Genomic DNA, 22,204 nt, shown 5'->3' with positions numbered 1-22,204 from the left:
AGGTGGGTGAAATGAGTAATTTAATTCAATCATTATCAACTGAATTACGAAGAGGAACATTGACACTTGCTGTTTTAAGTCAATTACGTACCCCTCAATATGGATATTCTCTTGTTCAATTATTAGAAGGATCAGGTATTCCTATTGATCAAAGTACGTTATATCCCTTATTGCGACGATTAGAAAAACAGGAATTGGTTTCAAGCAGTTGGGATACATCTGAGAGTAGACCCCGTAAGTACTATGTTTTAAGTGAATTTGGTGTAGAGGTATTTTTGCAGTTAAAAAAAGAATGGATATCAAATTCAAAAGAGCTTTACAACCTATTGAAAGGGGAAGAAGATGATGAACTTGATTGAGATTTATATTCAGGAAGTGACACGGAGATTACCTGAAAAAAGTCGTAGTGACATTGCGCTTGAGTTACAGTCGACAATAGAGGATATGCTTCCTGATAATTATCATGAAGAAGACGTAAAAAAGGCACTCGAGAAGTTAGGGAGTCCAGTTTCATTGGCCAGCGGTTATCGCGACCAACCTATGCACCTGATTGGACCAAGATACTTTGATGTATATATGTCCTTATTAAAAATGATCTTACCGATCGCTGCCATGATTTCCTTAATTTCGATGCTGGCAGAGTATTTTATTGGGTATACGGGAAGTGAAGCGATAATTAATGTCGCTCTACAACTCATGGGTGAAGGGATTTGGAGAATCATTGAGGTGGGAATGCAAGTTTTTTTCTGGGTCACACTGACATTTGCCATTTTAGAGAGAACTGATAAGGGAAAAGAAGGAATACCATTAACAACCAGTCTGCAAAAATGGACGCCTGATGATTTAAAAAATATCACGTATGTACCAAAGAAAAAAGCCATTTCAAAGGTTGAAGTATTTGGAGGTCTAATGTGGACAGCGATCTGGGCAACACTTTATTTTTATGCCAATCATCTAGTCGGTGTATATAGAGGTGGGAGTGAAGGCCTTGAATTTAAAATACCTGCATTAAATCAAGATGTGTTGCTTCAATATTGGCCGATCGTCGTCGTCGTGATTGGACTTGAGATATTATTGTCTCTATACAAGTTAATAAAAGGTCAATGGACAAAAAGAATTGCCCTATTCAATACAGTCGTTCAACTGGTCGGAACAAGTGTATTTATTATCATTTTACTAAATCCAAACCTACTAAGCTATGAATTCACTACATTTATGGCAGACTTATTTACAATAAACCCAAATCAATTCAAATCATCACTCACCGGCGGCATCCTCTTCATCTATATCCTATCAGCCGCAATAAGTATGTATGACGGATACAAAAAGGCCAAAATTGGTACAGAGGGACAGGTACGTTGACCCATTTTTTTATAATAGATTCCTATAATGTATATAAAAAATTTACACAGGGATAGAAATGTAAAATTTCACCAATTACTTTTGAGATTGAAAAATGGGCTTCATTATAGGTGTTTTCATGAAGCATTCTTCCTACAAGACGGGCTCCAAACTTCAAGTAAACGTATATACTATATCGTCCTAGATTTTTTAAAAACGAAAGGAAGATGTTAAATGTACGGTTATGAAAACAGTCCACATATGGCAGGTGCAAATGCACCACATGTTGCTGGAGCAAATATTCCACATCAACCTGTTATGCCTAGTTATGTAGCTCCTGCTTATGGATATTGTGCTCCAAGTTATGGAAATACATTCGCGCTCATCGTTGTCCTATTCATCTTATTAATCATTATAGGTGCAACAATTTACGGTAATAAATGTTAATAATAATCGCCTGAAAAGACACTATTTATTAGTGTCTTTTTACATATTATTCGTATAAATAAAAAGATGATTGAGCGTACACATATCACATTTTTATGCATACACCAATTTATTGTAATCTCTTCGAACACATCAGATCATTTATTAAAAGAATTGACAGTGAAATTTATTTGTCTTACAATTAGACAAAAGCAATTGTTTATTAAATAACTTAAAAAGGCGTGATCGTATATGTAAACTTCAACAACTAGGGTGATGACTATATAAAAAATATGTAAGCGATGTCATTCAGATGAAGGAAGTGAAGCTATGGGCGCTCCAGAAAAAGTAATTAGTACTTCACCATTGATTCCTACACCGGAAAAAAAGACACGTACACGTTGGTTTATTGTTTTTATGCTTTTTTTAGTAACAGCTCTAAATTATGCAGATCGAGCGACATTATCGATTGCAGGATCTGATATGTCCAATCAATTAGGATTGGATTCCGTGATGATGGGGTATGTTTTTTCAGCATTTGCTTGGTCATATGTAGCAGGGCAAATTCCCGGAGGATGGCTTCTTGATCGCTTCGGTTCAAAGAAGGTTTACTTTTGGAGCATTTTACTATGGTCGATTTTTACTCTTTTACAAGGATTTATCGGTTTTTTTGGGACTGCCGGGACTGCTGTCATCGTATTATTCGGTCTACGTTTCTTAGTAGGTCTTGCAGAGGCACCTTCTTTTCCTGCGAACAGTCGCATTGTTGCTTCATGGTTTCCAAGTCATGAAAGGGGTACAGCAGCAGCAACATTTAATTCAGCACAGTATTTTGCAACCGTTCTCTTTGCACCAATAATGGGTTACATAACATATCAATTTGGTTGGGAATATGTCTTTTATTTTATGGGTGCTCTTGGTATTATTGTAGCTTTCTTATGGTTAAAAGCAATACACAATCCAAAGAATCATCCACGAATGAGTAAGCTTGAGCTTGATTATATTGAAGCAGGCGGAGCTTTAATTAATATGGATCAAAAGATAGAGAAAGAGAAGAAGGAAGAGAAAGGAGCAAACTGGAAGAATATTAAGAAACTACTTACCAATAAAATGCTACTTGGTATTTACCTTGGTCAATATTGCATAACAACCTTAACATATTTCTTTCTTACATGGTTCCCTGTCTATCTTGTTCAAGAAAGAGGCATGACCATTTTAGAAGTAGGATTAATTGCATCTTTACCGGCAATTTGTGGCTTTCTAGGCGGAATACTTGGAGGGATGTTCTCGGATTTCTTACTCCGCAAAGGGTTTTCCTTAACAATTGCCCGTAAAACACCCATTGTCATTGGAATGGTGTTATCAATGAGCTTGGTTGCCGCTAACTATGTTGAAGCACAGTGGGTTGTCATTTTTGTTATGGCATTGGCGTTTTTCGGTAAAGGGTTTGGTGCACTTGGCTGGGCCGTTGTGTCTGATACATCGCCAAAAGAAATGTCTGGTGTAAGCGGTGGTCTTTTTAACACATTTGGCAACATCGCCGGAATTACGACACCGATTATAATTGGTTATATTATTGGCACCACTGGTTCATTCAATGGAGCGCTTGTATTTGTCGGTGCTAATGCACTAATCGCCATTTTCAGCTATTTATTCCTAGTAGGAGAAATTAAACGTGTTGAATTGAAAGCTTCATAGAAAATAAGATTGATAGGGGAGAAAGCATATGGAAAATCATTTAATAAAAGACACAGTCAAAATTAGTACGCCTGTGATTAAAGAAATGAGTGTCATTCCAGTTGCAGGATATGACAGCATGCTGTTAAATTTAAGTGGTGCCCATGCTCCATATTTTACCCGTAATATTGTCATCTTAAAAGATAATAACGGGAATACAGGCGTTGGTGAAGTACCAGGCGGGGAAAAAATTCGTCAAACACTAGAAGATGCTAGACCGCTAGTGTTGGGTCAATCCATAGGAACGTATAACAATATTTTAAATAAAGTTCGCAGGCAATTTGCAGACCGGGATTCAGGTGGTCGTGGCTTTCAAACATTTGATTTACGTACTACAATTCATGCTGTAACCGCTTTAGAAACGGCACTACTTGACTTAGTTGGTCAATTTTTAGGTGTTCCCGTTGCTGCACTCCTTGGTGAAGGCCAGCAACGAAATAAGGTAGAGATGCTTGGTTACTTATTTTATATAGGTGATCGTAACAAAACAGATCTTGACTATGTAAGTGAAGGGAATGCGGGAGATGCTTGGTCCCACCTTCGTCATGAAGAAGCTTTAACACCTGAAGCAATTGTACGGTTAGCAGAAGCAGCTCATGAGCGTTATGGATTTTATGACTTTAAATTAAAGGGTGGTGTCCTCCGCGGTGAGGAAGAAATCGAAGCTGTCACAGCTTTAGCAGAACGCTTCCCGGATGCCAGAATTACTCTAGATCCAAATGGAGGCTGGCTATTAAAGGATGCTATCCGACTTTGCAGCAATCAGCACCATGTATTAGCGTATGCTGAAGATCCTTGTGGTGCAGAAAACGGCTATTCTGCTCGTGAGGTAATGGCTGAATTCAGACGTGCAACAGGTCTTCCTACTGCAACAAATATGATTGCAACGGATTGGTGCCAAATGGGACATTCCATCCAACTTCAATCAGTGGATATACCTCTTGCAGATCCACATTTCTGGACAATGCAAGGCTCTGTTCGCGTCGCACAAATGTGTCATGAATGGGGATTAACTTGGGGGTCTCACTCTAATAATCATTTTGATATTTCTCTAGCAATGTTTACTCATGTTGCCGCAGCTGCGCCCGGAAACATTACTGCAATAGATACTCATTGGATTTGGCAGGATGGGCAGCACCTGACAAAAGAACCTTTTAAAATCACAGGTGGTATGGTGGAAGTTCCGACAAAACCAGGATTAGGTGTTGAGATCGATATGAATCAAATCGAAAAAGCACACCAATTATACAAAAAAGAAGGTCTTGGAGCTCGTGATGATGCAATCGCCATGCAATACTTGATTCCCGGATGGAAATTCGATCCGAAAAAACCTTGTTTAGTCAGATAATGTTCTACCTTGACATGTGCGTTACTCGATGAGTGACGCTTTTTCACTAGATATTCTTTACTAATATAATTTAACCACGTGAATATCTTTCGAATAAGCGTATATATGCTAAATCTTGACAACTTTTCCTTATTGAATTACGATTTAGTAAAATTGTCATACAATAATATATTTAAGAAGGGAGGAGGAGCCTAAGTGGAAAATAAACATGTGGATATAAAATCCCTAAGTCGGAAAACACTGTCTAATCAGGTCATTGATGAAATTATCTCTTTACTTACGACAGGCCAACTTAAACCTGGTGACCGCATTCCTTCAGAAATAGAATTAATGGAAATCTGTAATGTAAGCAGGCCTGTCATAAGGGAAGCTATGACTTCATTAGAAGTGTTAGGAATTGTGAACCGGAAAACCAGAAATGGCACATTTTTCTCAGATAGAGTTGGAAGTAAGCCGTTTTCCATGATGTTAGCACTTTCGGCAACAGATCTATCTTCCATCATCGAAACACGGGTTGCATTAGAGCTTGGGTTAATTACTTTAGCGGCTGAAAAAATAACTGATGATGATCTAGCAAAGTTAAGGGATCTGATTGAAGAAATGAAAGGACTTCCTACAGAGGATTCGTCAGAAGTTGACAAGGAATTTCATAAGGTAATAGCACTTTCGGCAAAAATCCCTTTATTTGAAGCCATTATTGATCCGTTACAAAGCTTTCATCAAAAGGTGTTAGAACAAATTCCACTGGAAGATCGAAATCTAGAACAAACCATCCAATATCATGTTGATATATATAACGCACTTGAAAAGCGTGATCCAATTGAAGCGTACGCGAGTATGTACCGCCACCTTGATTTTGTTAGAAAAAAGGCACTAAAAAACTTAAAAAAATAGAAACTTTACCCGGATAAGAAACTATTTCTTGTTCGGGTTTTTTTTGTACGAGAGAATTTTTATCATTAGAAAAATGGTAAGATCCATAGAAAATAAACCTTAGCAAGTTTGCGTAAGAATGGATAAATAATTCACCTTTTCCATAAATGATGATTTTCCAATTTTAAGGTTGACTACACATTTTAATTGTCTTACAATTAAAATGTAATATTTATTAATTATCACAACGTTAAATGTAAGCGGATACTCAATTCTCTACAATTTAAAAATCAAGGGGGAGTCAAGGATGATGAAAGTGTCGGTGACTACGACCAAATTTGATTTAACTGAATCTGAATTACGGCAAATGTGTCAGTTAGGGGTAGATTGTATTGATTTTGGAACAGGTTCTTCGTTTCCCGGTGTAAAAGAACAAGGTTTTCCTGATTTAGATGAACTTTTAAAAATGAAACGTAAAATCAGATCGTTTGGCCTTGATATAAACCGTGTGACTTTACCAAATCTTTCGAGCAAATATATGAACACTGAAGACGGAAGTGAGAAAGAGGTAGAAAACTCGGTTAATGCTGTAAAGGTTTTTGGTGAAGCAGGGATTAAGATCGTTAGGCAGCGTTTTGCAGGCGATACTTTTAACTACATGACAAAAAGCTATCAAGCAAGGCATAGAGGAGGAGCCATTGCTCGAGGTGAGAGCTTGGGGTTTAACAAAGAACCTTATGAAACTCCTACACTAGAAGAACATGAAAAATGGTGGAGCCGTTTCAGAAATGCCTATTCAAAACTTGTTCCTGTATGTGAGGATTATGATGTGAATTTAGGGATGCATCCTTCTGATTCACCAAATCATGATACTCCATTTGGAGGACTTGGTTATCGTCGAATTATGGATGAATTTCCAAGCAAGAATGTAGGATATATTTATTGTGTTGGAACCCGGGCAGAAGAAGGCGGCAGTCCACTTGTTTTAAATGAAATCAATAATTATGGAAGAAAAAATCGCATTTTCCTCGTACATTTCCGTAATGTAAGAGGTAGTTTGCCAACAGCAGGAGCTTTTGAAGAGGCTCTATTAGATGATGGTGATATGAATATGTTTAAGATTTTACTAGAACTTCGCAAGGTTGGTTACGATGGTTGTTTAAACCCTGATCATGTACCGATGATGGAAGGAGATAACCCGGATCTTGACGGAAACTGGGCCCACTCTAACATAGGATGGAGTTATGGAAGTGTAGGATTTGCTTATTCTATTGGATATTTAAAGGCCTTACTGGCAGCATTAGTAGAATTTGAAGGAAAATGATTTGGGAGGTGAGTCGATATGGCCAGGCTTAATAAAGATATATTTGCAAGCGCTTTCTTAATTTTATTCTCAATTGTCATGTACATGGCCTCAAACAGTATTATAAAGTTAACTGTTTCTAAGGTTGGAGCCGACTTTGTACCAAAATTGGTTGCAATTGGAATGTTAATCTTAAGTGTTTTCTATTTAATTTCATCTGTTAAGCAACAGATAAAATCAAAAAGCGAAGCAGCTTCAAAAATAATTCCGAATAAAGAAAATAATACAGAAGAGAAAAAGAAAATTAGACCACTCTCTGTACTTTTAACAGTCGGATTACTAGTACTTTATATCGCTCTATTACCATATATAGGGTTTCTTATTACAACAACTGTTTATTTGTTTTTCCAAATGTATGTCCTGGCAGCTAAAACGGAAAGAAGAATCGTTTTATTTATTGGGATATCAATTGCTACTTCAATATTCATCTACTTTATATTTAAATATGTATTCTACTTAATGCTTCCAACAGGAATTTTAGGGTAAGGGGGGGACGGTATGTTTGATTTATTTATTGATGGATTTGCATCTGTTTTAACCATTTCGACAATCGCTTACATTCTTGGGGGTGTAGCTCTGGGATTAGTGTTTGGATCAATCCCTGGTTTGACTGCTACAATGGCGATTGCTATTACATTACCAATCACATTTGGGATGGACCCGATTGTTGCCATGTCCTTATTAATGGGACTTTACATAGGAGGAGTATCTGGTGGACTTATTCCTGCCATTCTATTAAATCTCCCCGGAACTCCATCATCCATTGCTACGACGTTTGACGGTTATCCAATGGCCCAAAAAGGGCAGGCCGGGCCAGCATTTGGCTATGCGATTCTATTCTCTTTCTTAGGAGGATTACTTAGTATCATTGTGCTTATGCTGCTATCTCCTCCTCTGGCAAAATTAGCACTTAAATTTGGACCTTTCGAATATTTTGCTATCACCATCTTTGCATTAACAATGATTTCCAGTTTATCAGGCAGTTCCTTAATCAAAGGGTTATTAAGCGGTTTGATGGGGATTTCATTGGCTATGGTTGGCTCTGCACCAATTGATGCTTTTCCAAGATTTACGTTCGGCTTTGAAGACCTAAATGCTGGTTTTCAGCTTTTACCGGTGCTCATAGGATTGTTTGCAGTATCGGAAATAATAAAATCAGCTGAAACAAAGCTTGGAAAGGGACAATCGGTTCAATATAAATTAAAAGGTTTTGGTTTTTCTTTCAGTGATTTTCTTAAACAAGGCTGGAATGGATTACGTTCAGCGCTAATCGGGATAGGAATAGGGATTTTACCTGGTATTGGTGGAGGAACGGCTAATATTATTGCGTATGTTGCTGCCAAAAATCAATCAAAGAAACCCGAAAAATTTGGTACAGGAATTCCGGATGGAATAGTTGCATCAGAGACATCAAACAATGCAGCAGTCGGTGGAGCACTTGTCCCCTTAATATCATTGGGAATCCCCGGTGATACGGTAACAGCCCTACTTTTAGGTGGGTTAATTCTCCACGGACTTAGTCCTGGTCCATTGCTAATCGAAAACAACGGTGATGTTGTTTATAGTATTTTTGCTGCATTAATTATCGCAAATATTTTTATGATTGCTTTACTTTTCTGGGGGATGAGGCTTTTCACGAAAGTATTAAGCATCCCGCAATATATTCTACTACCAATAATCCTTGTCCTTTGTGTGGTTGGTGCGATTGGTGTTAATAACCGTTTATTTGATGCAGGAGCTCTATTGTTTTTCGGAATTCTTGGTTATGCCATGTTGAAATTTAATTTTCCAGTTACACCTGTCATTCTTGGCTTTATTTTAGGTCCTTTGGCAGAAACCAATTTACGAAGAGGGCTGATGTATTCAAAAGGCGATTTTACACCATTTGTTACAGAGCCAATTGCAGCTGCATTCCTACTATTAGCTCTTCTATCAATTCTTTTCAAAATTAGAAGTAATTATAAGAAAAAAAGCGCGATCGATTCAAATTCGATTGGAGCATAAAGTATATCTTTATCTTTGTTTATAGGAAAATCCTATAGATATAAAAACAATGAGGAGGTTGGTTATGAAAAAATTTATCAAAGGTATTTCATTATTGGTCATGGGTATTATAGTTGCAGGTATATTTGCCGGTTGTTCTCAATCGACAAGTCAAGGAGGAGAAAGTAGTCAGGGGAGCAGTGATAAAAGTAATTATCCTACAAAACCAATTACAGTTGTCGTACCTGCAGGTGCTGGTGGTGATACCGATGCGAATGCGAGATTACTAGGCAAATATTTAGAAAAAGAATTAGGGCAACCAGTTGTAATTTCAAATGTAACCGGCGCAGGTGGGACTGTAGGGGCAAATGAAGTGTTAGATGCTGATCCAGATGGATACACTGTATTATTTTTCCATAACTCTTTATTGTTAAACAGAATCATGGGTTTAACACAGGATAGTTATGATTCTTTTAAACTTGCAGGGATTTCTCTATTAGATCAGGGGAATACGTTTATGGTAAGTGCTGATTCCAAATTCAAGGATCTTAAAGAAATGGTTGAATTCGCACGTGAGAATCCGGGAGAAGTATCGATAGCGACAGAGGTTGGCGGATTTACACATTTACAATTATTGGCCTTACAAAAAGACCAAGGCATCGAGTTAAATATTGTTGATGTAGGGGGTGCTGCCGAAAAAGTAACAGCATTATTAGGTGGACATGTGGATATCGTTCCAACATCATTAGGTCTTGTTAAGAGTTATGTTGAATCCGGAGATATGAGATCTCTTGGTATCATGGCTAGTGACCGTGTTGATCTTATGGCTGACGTACCAACATTTGTTGAGCAAGGTGTAAATAGTGAGTTCGAGAAATTCTTTTTCTTTGGATTCAATCCAGACACACCCGATGAAATTGTTGATGCTTTTTCAAAAGCAGTTGAGAATGTCGTAAACGATGAAGAATATGTGAGAGAAGCGGAAAAATTCCTTGTAACACCAACCTTTATGAATCCTGACGAAGCGTTTGATTATATGAAACAGACAGAAGAAAAATATATTGAAATCAATAAGGAGTAAAAACCTGATAAACGCTCATAACAAGAATATTGTTATGAGCATCCTTGTTCAATTAGAGAATACGTATTTTTAATCTTACAAGTTGACAATCTATTATAATTGTCTTACAATTTATTTAATTGTAAGACAATTAGACAAATAATGGTTTGGAAAGGAATGAACACATATGACGGTAAAAAGAAAATCTCCAACAGGAATTTTAGGTTTTCCAACAGCACCATTTAATGAAAAAGGAAATATTGATGAACAGGCGTTAGCAGCAAATATTACATTTTTAATGGATTCAGGGATTTCATCTATCTTTATTGCCTGTGGTTCAGGTGAATTTCATGCACTAAATAAAGCTGAATATCAGACAATGATCGAAGTTGCGGTTGCTGTAACAAATGAACAGATTCCGGTTTATGCAGGAGTTGGTGGATCGATTGCAGAAGCTGTTGAATTAGTTAGTCTTTCAGCAGATTTAGGAGTAGATGGTTATTTAATCTTGCCTCCTTACCTTATTGAAGGGGAACAAGATGGATTATATAACTATTACAAAACGATCCTTAGCAAAAGTGATTTAAATGCAATTCTTTATCAGCGAGATAATGCAGTATTACAGCCACCAGCATTAAAGCGCTTACTCGATGAATTCCCACAGATTGTTGGGGTGAAAGACGGTTATGGCAATATGGAGCTAAACATGGAGCTGACACAAACAATAGGAAACAGAGTGGAATGGTTAAACGGCATGCCTTTTGCTGAAATCACCATGCCGGCATACAAAGGAATTGGATTTAAGTCATATTCCTCAGCCATATCAAACTATCTTCCGCATATTTCAACACTATATTTCAACGCATTATTGGAAGGAAATGATCAATTAGCAAATGAAATCTACTTAGATGTACTCCTTCCGATAAATCATATTAGAAAAAAACGAAAAGGATATGCTGTTTCTTTAATTAAGGCTGGAATGAATATAATAGGCTTACCGGTGGAAAATAGCGTACGGCCACCATGTGTACCAGTTGAAAAAGAACATTTTGAGCAATTAAGAAAGATCATTGAGAAAACCTTAGAAAAATATCCCACTCAAAAAAAGGAAGTAACTAAATCATAAAATATTTTTCAAGAATACAAAGGAGGAAAAAACATGACTGTTGAAATAAAAAATAGAACATACAAAAATTTTATTAACGGAGCTTGGACAGAATCTTTAAGTGGTGAAGTACAAAAAAGTATCAATCCTGCAAACTATGATGAGATCGTCGGCTATGTACAAATATCAACAAAAGACGAAGTGGATCAAGCGGTTTCTGCTGCGAAAGTTGCACAAAAGTCGTGGAGAAAATTAGCAGGGAGTGAACGAGGAGCTTATTTATATAAAGCAGCGGATATCTTAGAAAAACGGTTAGATGAAGTAGCGGAAACAATGACACGTGAAATGGGAAAAACATTGCCTGAAGCTAAAGGCGAAACTGCTCGTGGGGTAGCGATTCTTCGTTATTATGCTGGTGAAGGGATGCGTAAAGTTGGAGATGTGATTCCTTCGACAGACAGCAGAGCATTAATGTTTACAAGCAGAGTACCTTTAGGAGTGGTCGGTGTTATTACACCCTGGAATTTTCCTGTTGCCATTCCAATTTGGAAAATGGCACCTGCTTTAATTTACGGCAATACGGTCGTTTTAAAACCTGCACAAGAAACAGCTGTAACAGCTGCAAAAGTCATAGAATGCTTTGAAGAAGCCGGATTCCCTGCAGGAGTTGTGAATTTTGTAACAGGTTCTGGATCCGTTATCGGACCATCTATCACAGAAAATCCAGATGTAAATGGAATTACATTTACAGGATCAAATGGTGTAGGTAAAGGAATTGGTCAAGCTGCTTTACATCGCGGAGCAAAATACCAACTTGAAATGGGCGGTAAAAACCCTGTGATTGTTGCAGCAGATGCTGACCTGGATCTTGCTGTTGAAGCTACAATTAGTGGCGCCTTTCGTTCAACAGGACAAAAATGTACAGCAACTAGCCGGGTAATAGTTGAAGAATCCATCTATGAAACATTTAAAGAGAAACTAGTAGAGAAAACAAAAGACATAACAGTTGGAAACGGACTACAGGATGGAATTTGGATGGGGCCATCTGCAAGTGAAGGCCAATTAAACACAGTTCTTTCTTACATCGAAAAAGGAAAACAAGAAGGAGCACGATTAGTTGTAGGTGGAAATCGTTTAACTGGCGGAGAGTTTGATAAAGGGTTTTATGTCGAGCCGACGATTTTTGATAACGTTTCTTCTGATATGACAATCGCTCAAGAGGAAATCTTCGGACCTGTTATTGCCCTTATTCAAGTCCAATCAATCGAAGATGCACTTGCTCTTGCAAACGATGTGCAATATGGATTAAGCGCCTCAATCTTTACAAGTAATATCTCTAACATGCTTTCCTTTATAGAAGATATGGAAGCAGGACTTGTACGTATTAATGCAGAGAGTGCCGGTGTTGAGCTTCAAGCACCTTTCGGAGGCATGAAACAATCTAGCTCACATTCTCGTGAGCAAGGCGAAGCTGCAAAGGAATTTTTCACATCAATTAAGACGGTATTTGTCAAGTAATCTTGATAAATCAATATCTAAATGATCAATATATTGGGTAGTGTCTGAATTGAATGTCATTGAAGAACCAGTAAAATTCGTCCAGATCCCTAACATGGTGAAAGTCTTTTAATATCTCAAACAAAAATATCATTGTGTTTTAAAAAAAATTGGTAGTTCGCTTGTTTCGTCTTACCTAAAATACTCTTATCAATATATGCAAAGGGGATGTCTTCACATGACTTTGAAAGAAACGAAGGAAATTCCTCTCTATATAAAAGTCAATCCACAAGACAATGTAGCAATTATTGTAAATGCAGGTGGTTTGCCAAAAGGGACTGTTTTTCCTTGTGGACTTACCTTAGAGGATTATGTACCACAAGGGCATAAAGTAACACTAACAGACTTATCGCTAAATCAATCTATCATCCGATATGGTGAAGTAATTGGTTACGCAAAAGAACAGATAAAAAAAGGGAGTTGGGTAAAAGAATCATTAGTCAAGCTGCCAACACCACCTGAATTAGATGAACTTCCTTTAGCTAACCATGTACCTGATCCACTTCCTCCAATAGAAGGATATACCTTTTTAGGATATCGTAATTCTAATGGAAGTGCAGGGATAAAAAATATCCTTGGAATTACAACTAGTGTTCAATGTGTGGCAGGTGTACTGGATTATGCTGTTAACCAAATAAAAAAGGAACTCCTGCCAAACTACCCAAATGTTCATGACGTCGTTGCCATCAATCATACATATGGATGTGGTGTTGCTATCAATGCTCCAGAGGCTGTCATTCCAATTCGCACGATTCAAAATATCGCGACACATCCTAATTTTGGAGGAGAAATCATGGTAGTCGGTTTAGGATGTGAAAAATTAGCCCCAGACCGTTTAGTTCCCGATGGAGATCAAGAAAAAATTGTTTCATTGCAGGATCAGCATGGATTTATCAATATGATCGGCATGATTATGAACATGGCAGAGGAACGATTAAAAACGTTAAATGAGCGGCAACGTGAGATATGTCCTGTATCTGATTTAGTGGTAGGGTTACAGTGCGGTGGCAGTGATGCATTCTCTGGAGTTACCGCGAATCCTGCTGTAGGATTTGCAGCTGATCTTTTGGTCCGGGCAGGTGCAACCGTTTTATTTTCAGAAGTTACTGAAGTAAGAGATGCCGTACATTTATTGACTCCAAGGGTTATTAATGAAGAAGTTGGTCGAGCACTTATCCATGAAATGAAATGGTATGACGATTATTTACAAAGAGGTGAGGCAGACAGGAGTGCTAACCCATCACCAGGCAACAAAAAAGGCGGGTTGTCTAATGTGGTTGAAAAATCATTAGGTTCTATTGTGAAATCCGGCTCTACCCCAATCGTCGGCGTTGTACCTCCAGGTGAAAAAGCTAAACAAAAAGGATTACTGTTTGCAGCAACTCCAGCAAGTGACTTTGTATGCGGTACTCTACAATTAGCAAGTGGAATGCATCTTCAAGTATTCACGACCGGCCGAGGGACTCCGTACGGATTGGCGATGGCGCCGGTTATTAAAGTATCAACGAGAAACGCACTAAAGGAACAATGGCAGGATTTAATTGATGTAAATGCAGGTCAAATTGCAACAGGTGATGCAACGATTGAGGATGTAGGGTGGGAGCTCTTCCATTTCATCCTGGACGTTGCAAGCGGTCATAAGCAAACATGGGCTGAGCATTGGGGATTGAAAAACGATATAGCCTTATTCAATCCTGCGCCCGTGACATAAGAAAAAAAACGACGTAAGGCTCCCATGTTTTTTACAGTCTGCCTTTCTCTTTTTATGATGTTTAATCACTAAGCAGAATTGTAGGAATATCGGGATTTGAAGCCCGAGTTCGTGCCAATGGCCACCATCTTGTTGTCATGGCAATCATCGGGATAGATCTCATTATGTTTATAAGTTTAAACTAGGAAAAAGGTCTTGTTACTAAATCAGCGTTGATCTCTTTCTGAACTAGAAACATTTTCCATGAAGAATTCATATTGAAAGTGTTGTAATGTTCATGTAATATAACTCTATTAACATATATATTCAATGATAAAGGCACACAATTCAAAAGATTAGGTCGCAAAGCTTAGGGTATTAGATACTGTACAAATGATAAAAACCAAAGCACATACAATGCTGGCATCAATTGAAAACGCATCTTCAATGGCAGAAGAGCTGCAAAAAGCGGTAAACAGTTTTAAATTTTAATCTATACACAATCCCCACCTTTTATAAAAAGGTGGGGATTTTTAAATAGACAAATAAACATACTACAAGGTTCCATGTAGTGAAAATAAGAAGGACTATAAACACGTTTGTGGAACTTATTCTTAGTACATTATTAAAATAAGCTAAAGTTTTAAAAATAATTATAGGTGTGGTATAGGAGGAAGTTTTATGAGCATACGTTTTGAAGTAGTGAGAACGGTACAGGTAACGAAGCAAAGAGCATATTTTGGTTTGTTGGATCTTGATTCTGCACGGAATTGGATGAAAGGCTTAGTCAAAATCGAGCGGATGGATGAGGGACCTCTTAAAGTAGGAAGTGAATGGAGGGAAACACGAAAAATGTTTGGAACAGAAGCTACCGAACATTTTGAAGTCGTTGAATTGAAGGAACCCCATAAAATAGTGTTGCGCTGTGATGGAACAAAAGGAACAACAGGCAAAGGTGAATTTGTGTTTACATACATTCTATCTTCAAAGAATGATTCTACAGAGATTAAATTGGACGGGGAAATAAATGGACTTACAGGACTAGCAAAATTATTCGGGAAATTGATGGCCGGTACCTTTAAGAAAGCTTGTGCGAAAGATTTGGATTCGTTAAAAAGCTACTTGGAGAAAGAGTGAACCTCAACTTTCAGTAGGCCAAATAGATCTTTTAAAGAATGATAAATCATAATTCGAAGGAAAACAGGTGAATAATTTTGAAGCATGAATGGAGAAAAAAAGAGAAAATATTATATTTGCCCAAAGAAAAACCTGAATTACTAAAGGTTCCAAGGCAAAACTTTTTAATGATAACGGGAAAAGGAAATCCAAATGAAGATGTATTCTCCCGTAAAGTCGAAGTCCTTTATTCGCTGGCATATGCTATTAAAATGATGCCAAAACAAGGATTTACTCCAGAAGGATATTATGATTATACTGTCTATCCTTTAGAAGGTATTTGGAGTTTAACTGAAAAAGGTATACAATTAGATGAGTTAAATAAGGATGAATTATTGTATACCAACATGATTAGACAACCGGATTTTGTGAATGTAGAAATAGTGGAGAAAGCATTTGAACAAGTCAGGAAAAAGAAGCCCACTCCTCTCCTTGATGAAGTAACATTTGAGTCAATGGAAGATGGTTTAACCGTACAAATGCTCCACATAGGTCCTTATGACAATGAACCTCAAACGTTTGAAAAAATAGATGAATTTTCAAATAAACATCACCTTGAAAGGATTTCATTTGATCATAGAGAAATTTATCTATCTGATGTAAGAAAAGTCAAACCAGCTAAACTAAAAACAGTTTTACGATATAAGGTTAAGTCAAAGAATTAAATTCTAGTTTAATTATGAAACGATAGGATGTTGAATAAACACATTATTATTATAAAATACAGTAGGAGTATTAGCCCTCTATGTAGAATGTTAACATTTGATGGAAAACAAATTCTGTTTGGAAAACAAGGAGGAAAATATGGGAAGAATTGTACATTTCGAAATACATGTAAGTGACATGGAGCGAGCAAAGAAGTTTTACGGTGAGGTATTTGGCTGGACGTTTGAAGATTGGAGTGAATATGCCGGAATGCCATATTTTGGAGCTGTGACCGGAGATGCAAACGAACCGGGAATCAATGGAGCTTTGATGCAACGTCATGGAGCTGCACCGGAAAATGGACAAGCATTGAATGGCTACGCATGTACAATGGGCGTGGAAGATTACGATTCTACTGAAGCTAAAATTGTAAAAAATGGTGGAAAAGTTGCTCTTCCAAAATACGCTCTTCCAGGTATGGCTTGGCAAGGTTACTATATTGACCCTGAAGGAAACACATTTGGCATTCATCAACCAGATGAAAATGCCAAATAATTGATGTAAGGTGGAAGAAACTAATGATTGATAAAATTGGTAAAATTTCTGTCTATGTTCAGGATCAAGAACAAGCAAAGGAATTTTGGTTAAATAAACTAGGATTTGTTTTAAAACTAGAACAACCTATGGGACCAAATGCAAAATGGATTGAAGTCGGACCTAGTGATAATGAATTTACAACCCTTGTGTTGTATTCCAAGGCAGCAATGGAACAACAGCAACCCTCAAAGGTAGCTCATCCTTCCATCCTCTTCAGCACTACTGATATTGAATCAGCATATGATAGTATGGTGCAAAAGGGTGTCAAAGTGGGTGAAATGTTAAGAATGCCCTTCGGGACAATGTTCACATTTTTTGACCAAGATGGGAATGAATATCTATTAAGGGAAGATAAACAAATAACTAGTTAGTGGTTCATACATATTTTTTCTACAAAAGATTATTAAGATACAACCACAACTAATATTCGACAAAATTAACCTCATTTCAATTGGTATTGAAATGGGGTTTTGTTTATAAATTTCTAAAAGGGCGATGTAACTAAATTAAAACTAAAAACACCTTCAATGAAAAAATTTAGTTTATAATAAACATAGGAATCTATACAAACAGGAGCATCTACAAATGAACAAACAAACCAGTAAGTACAGATGGATCGTTTTTGCATCCGTACTGTTCACGTATTTTCTTATCGTTAGCCAAAGAACAGCACCGGGCTTAATTACAGATCAATTGATGAATGAATTTAGTGTCACGGCTGCAACCATTGGATTTATCGCAAGCATACAATTTTTTGCCTATGCCGGTTTGCAAGTGCCGATTGGGATTTTGTCCGATCGCTTCGGTCCAAATTTATTTCTTATCATTGGGACAATTTTGACCGGAATCGGGACATTACTGTATAGTCTCGCACCGAATGAAACCTTTCTTCTTATTGCAAGATTAATTGTCGGAACCGGTGATTCTGCCATTTGGGTAAATTTAGTCTTAATTCTAAGTCAGTGGTTTAAAGGAAATGAATTTGTTAAATTACTTGGAATGGCAGGTGTGTCAGGAAGCTTAGGTTTTTTGCTGGCAACAGTGCCATTTTCGCTTTGGATCGGCTTATTAGGATGGAGAACATCCTTTTTATCTATGGGAATTCTATTATTACTATGTGGAATACTCCTCTACGTTGTACTCATTTATCAACCAAAACGAATCATTAAATCAAATAGTTTACCAGACTCTTCACTAAAAAAAATAAAAACTAAACCAGAGAAAATCTCGGTAATATTAAAGCGGATTTTTACGAACCGGCAGGCTTGGGCAGCCTTTTTCTGTCATTTTGGGGCAGTAGGGACGTATGTAGGCTTCATCGGTTCATGGGCCGTTCCTTACGGGACGTCAGTATTTGATATGTCCCTGTCAACAGCTAGTCAATTTATTATGATCGGTCTTTTTGGGGCCATCATTGGAGCACCTTTAGCAACTATGATATCAAGCCGAATAAATTCAATTAAAAAGCCGTATTTGATTTTTCATTGTATGATTTTTTTGAGTTGGACCACTTTCCTCGTTTTTAGTGGTAAACCACCACTTTTTATACTTGTTTTGCTCTTTTTCATTATCGGCTTTGGAAATGGTGCCAGTGCATTAACCTTCGCGGTTGTCCGCCAGTCATTTGAAGCAAAAGAAGTGGGAGTTGCTACGGGTTTTGCGAACATGGGAGGTTTCTTGAGTGCAGTATTATTACCAAGCATTTTCGGAACAGTTTTGGACTCATTCCAAACCGCCAATAGTCATATCGGTTATTTTTACGGATTTATGATTCCTGTGGTTTTTTCCATTTTAGGTATGTTTGGAGGATTTCTAATAAAAGAAAAACAGCAGGAAGTTGTCCAATCGGAGGAACTTAGTTATTAGATACTCGCTATGAAGCTATGATTTTTAGCTTTGACCGTTTTTTCATGCATGAAAAAAAGTACTACTTCAATACTACCTGTTTACTTAGTTCAATACTATTGAATAAAGCAAACAGGTAGACCATTGTAAGATTCATATACTTAATAAGGGTATGATAATAAAGAAACCTCACATTCCTCTTTTTATATAAATTATTATTAATCATTTTCACCCCCAATTAACTCAAGCTTTACTTATCACTTTTCTCCACGGAATTTAAGTCCTTTTAGATAATGACTACAGCCTGCAAATTGAATCATTTCTACAAATTGTGGAGATATAGACCTTCCTTTTGGCTTAATCCGCCAATAACATGACCTTAATGACCATGAATTTTCCACTGTTAAAAAGTAAGATATAAAAAAGGGTAAAATCGCTTAATAACCTTTTAAAATTTATATTAGGGGGAGTAATGTGAAGGTAATTTTTATCTCACTAGACACACTTAGGGCGAAAAATCTAGGGTGTTATGGATATAAGCATCCAACCAGCCCTTATATGGATCAAATTGCAAAAGAAGGGGTCTTATTTACACAAGCATATGCATCCGATATTCCTACCGAAGTTGCGCATACGTGTATTTTTACCGGGAAAGTAGGATTAACTACAGGAGTAGTTTCACACGGTTCTCCATCCTCATATTTACCAAAAGACCATGAGTGGCTTCCAACTATTATAAGAAAGGCAGGATTTACAACAGCGGCAGTTGATAATCTATATCACTTAAAGGAATGGTTCGCAAGAGGTTATCAGTATTATATGAATACAACTGGAAAAACAAGGTGGATAAAAGGTCATTCAATTAATAAGTTTGCTAAACCTTGGATAAATGAACATAAAGATGAAGATTTCTTTCTATTTTTGCACTACTGGGATCCGCATACACCTTATTTACCACCTAAAGAATATATCAAAGAATTTTACGATTTCGAGAAAAATCCTTATGATTTAACGAATAAAAGTATGGAGCCTGCATTTAATCATCCTGCATATCCATTTTTTAAGCGCCATCACTTTGATTTACTTGAAAATATTACTGACTCTAATTATGTAAGCGCCTTATACGATGCGGAAATTCGATATTTAGATGATATGTTAAAAGATTTAGATGAGTATTTAATAAAGCTGGGTATTAAGGATGATACTTTGCTTGTGTTATTTGGGGATCATGGGGAGAGCTTAACAGAGCATGATATATACTGGGATCATTGTGGACTCTATGAGGCAACAGTTCATGTACCAATGATTATGCGTTGGCCTGGCAAAATTCCGGAAGGTTTAAAAGTATCAAATTTAGTTCAGCATGCCGATTTAATGCCTACATTGCTCGAAGCAATAGGTCTTGAATTACCAGACAAGCTTGATGGGAAAAGTCTCTGGCCACTCATTCTAGGTAAAAAAATAAGCCATCATTCTGAAATATATTTAAGTGAATGTGCTTGGCAAGCTGCTAGAGGTATCAGGACCAACCAATATAAATACATTGAGACGTATGACTCTGGTCCTTTTTCCCGACCACCAATCGAACTCTATGACATATTAGAAGATCCAAATGAAGAAACAAATCTATCTGACAAGCTTCCTAAGCAAGTAGAAAAGTTTAAAAAACAGTTAAATGACTGGGTAGATTCAAAACTTGGATCTGAAAAGGACCCAATGAATGAAGTCTTAATAGAAGAAGGACTTCCTTTTAAACGTAGGATTGAAAAAGTTCTCTCAGAATACGGAATGACATGGGATGAATGGAAGGCTGACCCAAAACGAGAGAAAATTGATTTAGCTTTTAATAACCAATCCTAAATAAAAACAGGAGTTGATTGTATGAAAACTGTAAGAAAATTCGGTTTGATTTCGATTATTATTCTATTAGTTTCATCACTCCTTACAGGATGTATTGTTCCTAGTTCATCTCCTGATGAAACGGATCAGACAGACGGGGAAGAGTTTAGCGGAACCATTACAATGTATGCAGGAACCTATAGTCCTAACAGAGTTTTAAACGCTAATCAAAAACCAGCAACAGTTTTGAAAAAATTAGCAGAAGAGTATGAAAAAGAAACGGGGATTAAAATTGAATTTATTAAAGGATTACCTGCAGATCAAGACTATATGACATGGGTTCGAACTAAGGCATCTGGCGGTCAATTACCAGATATTATTTGGAGCCAATGGTATGACGCAAATACAGCATTAGCAAAAGGGACACTTACGGATTTATCAGAATACCTGGAACAACCAAATCCTTACGTTGAAAATAAACCTTGGAATGAATTGTTGAATAGACAAATTATTTCTGATACGAAGTCAGCAGATGGAAGTACTTATGTTATAAATGGAGACTATGTTGGAACAGCAACGTATTTTAATAAAGAAGCATTTGAAAAAGCAGGTATCAAAGAGATGCCAACAACATGGTCAGAGTTTATTGTAGCATGTCAAAAATTAAAAGATGCCGGGTATACTCCTTTTGCATGGAATCTTGCTTCAACTCCTACCGGTACAGACAGAATCACATGGTTAACTAGATTGTTTTTTACAAATTTCTTTGCAGACCAATATGATGAGCTTCGCTATACAGGGAATGAGGGAATTACTAATCAAGATCAAGTTATTGCTATTAAAAAGGGTGTATTCGGACCCGAAAATGAGAAATGGATGGCTATATGGCCTATTTTAAAAGATTTTTCACAATATTGGCAACCGGATTTTACTGGTGGTGATTCAAATGGACAAGGAACAATGCTTGCCTTTTTAACAGGAGAAGTTGGGATGTATTTCGATGGATCCTGGGCATCACAACAAATTAAATCAGCAAACCCTGATTTTGAGTGGTCATCGTTTAAAAATCCGTTTCCTGATCATGCTACTTCAGAATTCGCAACAGAATTTGATTCGTCTGCAGCAATCGGTGGACCTAGTGCATCATTTCAATATGCTGTTCCAACAAAGAAAGCGAATAATTCTCTAACTCCAGCGAAAGAAAAGGCTATAATCGATTGGTTAATGTATATTACAACTCCAGAACATAATGAAGCAATTGTTAATGAGCTAGGGGAAAATGTACCTACAGTTGCAGGAGCAAAACCGATAGAAGAATTAAGTGGTTTATCGGACCTTGCTAATCAACCATTACAAAGTGTTTTTGGTGGTATTAATCTTGAAAAGAAAGAACTGGATGCAATCTATCGTGGCTTCCAAGGATATATTCTTGGTGATACCACATTAGAAGAGTTTGCTAAGGTGGCTGATACAGAGATGGAAAAAACGGCAGATTCATTGATTCAACAAAACAACTGGGACTTATCGGAATATTTAGAAGAATAACGAATAAACGAATGCGCGGGCTAAAAAACGAAAAATGATTGTAAATAGTCCGCTTTCTTAATGAAAGGGGAGAA

General features: G+C 37.1%; 20 protein-coding genes. All 20 read left to right on the top strand.

Annotated features, from left to right (window positions below):
- The first annotated feature begins 11 nt into the window (after positions 1-11).
- The 20 genes from LC095_RS04590 to LC095_RS04495 all read left to right on the top strand — a co-directional run bounded on the left by LC095_RS04590 (position 12) and on the right by LC095_RS04495 (position 22,130).
- On the top strand, positions 12-359 hold the full coding sequence (locus tag LC095_RS04590; protein WP_226527036.1) for a PadR family transcriptional regulator: 348 nt from the start codon (positions 12-14) through the stop codon (positions 357-359).
- Positions 346-1,362: an HAAS signaling domain-containing protein gene (locus LC095_RS04585; RefSeq protein ID WP_226527035.1), complete on the top strand. Its 1,017-nt coding sequence runs from the start codon at positions 346-348 to the stop codon at positions 1,360-1,362. Before LC095_RS04590 ends, LC095_RS04585 begins: the two co-directional genes overlap by 14 nt.
- Positions 1,363-1,659: 297 nt before the next feature.
- Positions 1,660-1,788 (top strand): YjcZ family sporulation protein, encoded by a 129-nt coding sequence (locus tag LC095_RS27230; RefSeq protein ID WP_139367431.1) that lies wholly within the window; start codon positions 1,660-1,662, stop codon positions 1,786-1,788.
- A 309-nt stretch (positions 1,789-2,097) separates the two neighbouring features.
- Positions 2,098-3,465 carry an MFS transporter gene (locus tag LC095_RS04575; RefSeq protein ID WP_319005756.1) on the top strand — a complete coding sequence of 456 codons (1,368 nt, stop codon included), beginning with the start codon at positions 2,098-2,100 and terminating at the stop codon, positions 3,463-3,465.
- Between the two features lie 28 nt (positions 3,466-3,493).
- Positions 3,494-4,852: a glucarate dehydratase gene (gene gudD, locus LC095_RS04570; RefSeq protein ID WP_226527034.1), complete on the top strand. Its 1,359-nt coding sequence runs from the start codon at positions 3,494-3,496 to the stop codon at positions 4,850-4,852.
- Between the two features lie 195 nt (positions 4,853-5,047).
- Positions 5,048-5,746 (top strand): FadR/GntR family transcriptional regulator, encoded by a 699-nt coding sequence (locus LC095_RS04565; protein WP_226527033.1) that lies wholly within the window; start codon positions 5,048-5,050, stop codon positions 5,744-5,746.
- Between the two features lie 286 nt (positions 5,747-6,032).
- Complete coding sequence (locus LC095_RS04560) at positions 6,033-7,049, top strand: mannonate dehydratase (protein ID WP_226527032.1); 1,017 nt, start codon at positions 6,033-6,035, stop codon at positions 7,047-7,049.
- A gap of 18 nt (positions 7,050-7,067) precedes the next feature.
- The gene (locus LC095_RS04555; protein WP_226527031.1) at positions 7,068-7,574 is read left to right on the top strand and encodes a tripartite tricarboxylate transporter TctB family protein; all 507 of its coding nucleotides are present in this window, start codon (positions 7,068-7,070) and stop codon (positions 7,572-7,574) included.
- A gap of 12 nt (positions 7,575-7,586) precedes the next feature.
- Positions 7,587-9,092, top strand: a complete 1,506-nt coding sequence (locus LC095_RS04550) for a tripartite tricarboxylate transporter permease (RefSeq protein ID WP_226527030.1) — start codon at positions 7,587-7,589, stop codon at positions 9,090-9,092.
- Between the two features lie 64 nt (positions 9,093-9,156).
- Positions 9,157-10,152 carry a tripartite tricarboxylate transporter substrate binding protein gene (locus LC095_RS04545; protein WP_226527029.1) on the top strand — a complete coding sequence of 332 codons (996 nt, stop codon included), beginning with the start codon at positions 9,157-9,159 and terminating at the stop codon, positions 10,150-10,152.
- Between the two features lie 166 nt (positions 10,153-10,318).
- A complete protein-coding gene (gene kdgD / locus LC095_RS04540; protein ID WP_226527028.1) occupies positions 10,319-11,257 on the top strand; it encodes a 5-dehydro-4-deoxyglucarate dehydratase in 939 nt (312 codons plus the stop codon).
- A gap of 33 nt (positions 11,258-11,290) precedes the next feature.
- Entirely contained in the window at positions 11,291-12,754 is a 1,464-nt protein-coding gene (gucD, locus tag LC095_RS04535; protein WP_226527027.1) for an alpha-ketoglutaric semialdehyde dehydrogenase GucD, read from the top strand.
- A 217-nt stretch (positions 12,755-12,971) separates the two neighbouring features.
- Positions 12,972-14,504, top strand: coding sequence for a galactarate dehydratase (gene garD, locus LC095_RS04530; RefSeq protein ID WP_413467449.1), 1,533 nt, complete (start codon positions 12,972-12,974; stop codon positions 14,502-14,504).
- 660 nt (positions 14,505-15,164) lie between these two features.
- Positions 15,165-15,620, top strand: a complete 456-nt coding sequence (locus LC095_RS04525; RefSeq protein ID WP_226527025.1) for an SRPBCC family protein — start codon at positions 15,165-15,167, stop codon at positions 15,618-15,620.
- A 116-nt stretch (positions 15,621-15,736) separates the two neighbouring features.
- Complete coding sequence (locus LC095_RS04520) at positions 15,737-16,324, top strand: GyrI-like domain-containing protein (RefSeq protein WP_226527024.1); 588 nt, start codon at positions 15,737-15,739, stop codon at positions 16,322-16,324.
- Between the two features lie 139 nt (positions 16,325-16,463).
- A complete protein-coding gene (locus LC095_RS04515) occupies positions 16,464-16,859 on the top strand; it encodes a VOC family protein (protein ID WP_226527023.1) in 396 nt (131 codons plus the stop codon).
- A gap of 23 nt (positions 16,860-16,882) precedes the next feature.
- Entirely contained in the window at positions 16,883-17,272 is a 390-nt protein-coding gene (locus tag LC095_RS04510) for a VOC family protein (protein WP_226527022.1), read from the top strand.
- 214 nt (positions 17,273-17,486) lie between these two features.
- Positions 17,487-18,767 (top strand): MFS transporter, encoded by a 1,281-nt coding sequence (locus LC095_RS04505; protein WP_226527021.1) that lies wholly within the window; start codon positions 17,487-17,489, stop codon positions 18,765-18,767.
- Between the two features lie 453 nt (positions 18,768-19,220).
- Positions 19,221-20,606 carry a sulfatase gene (locus LC095_RS04500; protein ID WP_226527020.1) on the top strand — a complete coding sequence of 462 codons (1,386 nt, stop codon included), beginning with the start codon at positions 19,221-19,223 and terminating at the stop codon, positions 20,604-20,606.
- 21 nt (positions 20,607-20,627) lie between these two features.
- Positions 20,628-22,130: an ABC transporter substrate-binding protein gene (locus LC095_RS04495; RefSeq protein WP_226527019.1), complete on the top strand. Its 1,503-nt coding sequence runs from the start codon at positions 20,628-20,630 to the stop codon at positions 22,128-22,130.
- The last annotated feature ends 74 nt before the right edge of the window (positions 22,131-22,204 follow it).

The organism is Metabacillus niabensis (genome assembly GCF_020524345.1).
GTDB classification, from domain to species: domain Bacteria; phylum Bacillota; class Bacilli; order Bacillales; family Bacillaceae; genus Metabacillus; species Metabacillus niabensis_B.
Note: the sequence above shows the minus strand (reverse complement) of the source record. Positions and strands in the feature narration are given on the sequence as shown.

Excerpts from the sequence above, each read along its gene's own strand:
- LC095_RS04590 (WP_226527036.1), top strand. The coding sequence starts at position 12 with ATGAGTAATTTAATTCAATCATTATCAACTGAATTACGAAGAGGAACA.
- LC095_RS04585 (WP_226527035.1), top strand. The coding sequence starts at position 346 with ATGAACTTGATTGAGATTTATATTCAGGAAGTGACACGGAGATTACCT.
- LC095_RS27230 (WP_139367431.1), top strand. The coding sequence starts at position 1,660 with ATGCCTAGTTATGTAGCTCCTGCTTATGGATATTGTGCTCCAAGTTAT.
- LC095_RS04575 (WP_319005756.1), top strand. The coding sequence starts at position 2,098 with ATGGGCGCTCCAGAAAAAGTAATTAGTACTTCACCATTGATTCCTACA.
- gudD (WP_226527034.1), top strand. The coding sequence starts at position 3,494 with ATGGAAAATCATTTAATAAAAGACACAGTCAAAATTAGTACGCCTGTG.
- LC095_RS04560 (WP_226527032.1), top strand. The coding sequence starts at position 6,033 with ATGATGAAAGTGTCGGTGACTACGACCAAATTTGATTTAACTGAATCT.
- LC095_RS04555 (WP_226527031.1), top strand. The coding sequence starts at position 7,068 with ATGGCCAGGCTTAATAAAGATATATTTGCAAGCGCTTTCTTAATTTTA.
- LC095_RS04550 (WP_226527030.1), top strand. The coding sequence starts at position 7,587 with ATGTTTGATTTATTTATTGATGGATTTGCATCTGTTTTAACCATTTCG.
- LC095_RS04545 (WP_226527029.1), top strand. The coding sequence starts at position 9,157 with ATGAAAAAATTTATCAAAGGTATTTCATTATTGGTCATGGGTATTATA.
- kdgD (WP_226527028.1), top strand. The coding sequence starts at position 10,319 with ATGACGGTAAAAAGAAAATCTCCAACAGGAATTTTAGGTTTTCCAACA.
- gucD (WP_226527027.1), top strand. The coding sequence starts at position 11,291 with ATGACTGTTGAAATAAAAAATAGAACATACAAAAATTTTATTAACGGA.
- garD (WP_413467449.1), top strand. The coding sequence starts at position 12,972 with ATGACTTTGAAAGAAACGAAGGAAATTCCTCTCTATATAAAAGTCAAT.
- LC095_RS04525 (WP_226527025.1), top strand. The coding sequence starts at position 15,165 with ATGAGCATACGTTTTGAAGTAGTGAGAACGGTACAGGTAACGAAGCAA.
- LC095_RS04515 (WP_226527023.1), top strand. The coding sequence starts at position 16,464 with ATGGGAAGAATTGTACATTTCGAAATACATGTAAGTGACATGGAGCGA.
- LC095_RS04510 (WP_226527022.1), top strand. The coding sequence starts at position 16,883 with ATGATTGATAAAATTGGTAAAATTTCTGTCTATGTTCAGGATCAAGAA.
- LC095_RS04505 (WP_226527021.1), top strand. The coding sequence starts at position 17,487 with ATGAACAAACAAACCAGTAAGTACAGATGGATCGTTTTTGCATCCGTA.
- LC095_RS04495 (WP_226527019.1), top strand. The coding sequence starts at position 20,628 with ATGAAAACTGTAAGAAAATTCGGTTTGATTTCGATTATTATTCTATTA.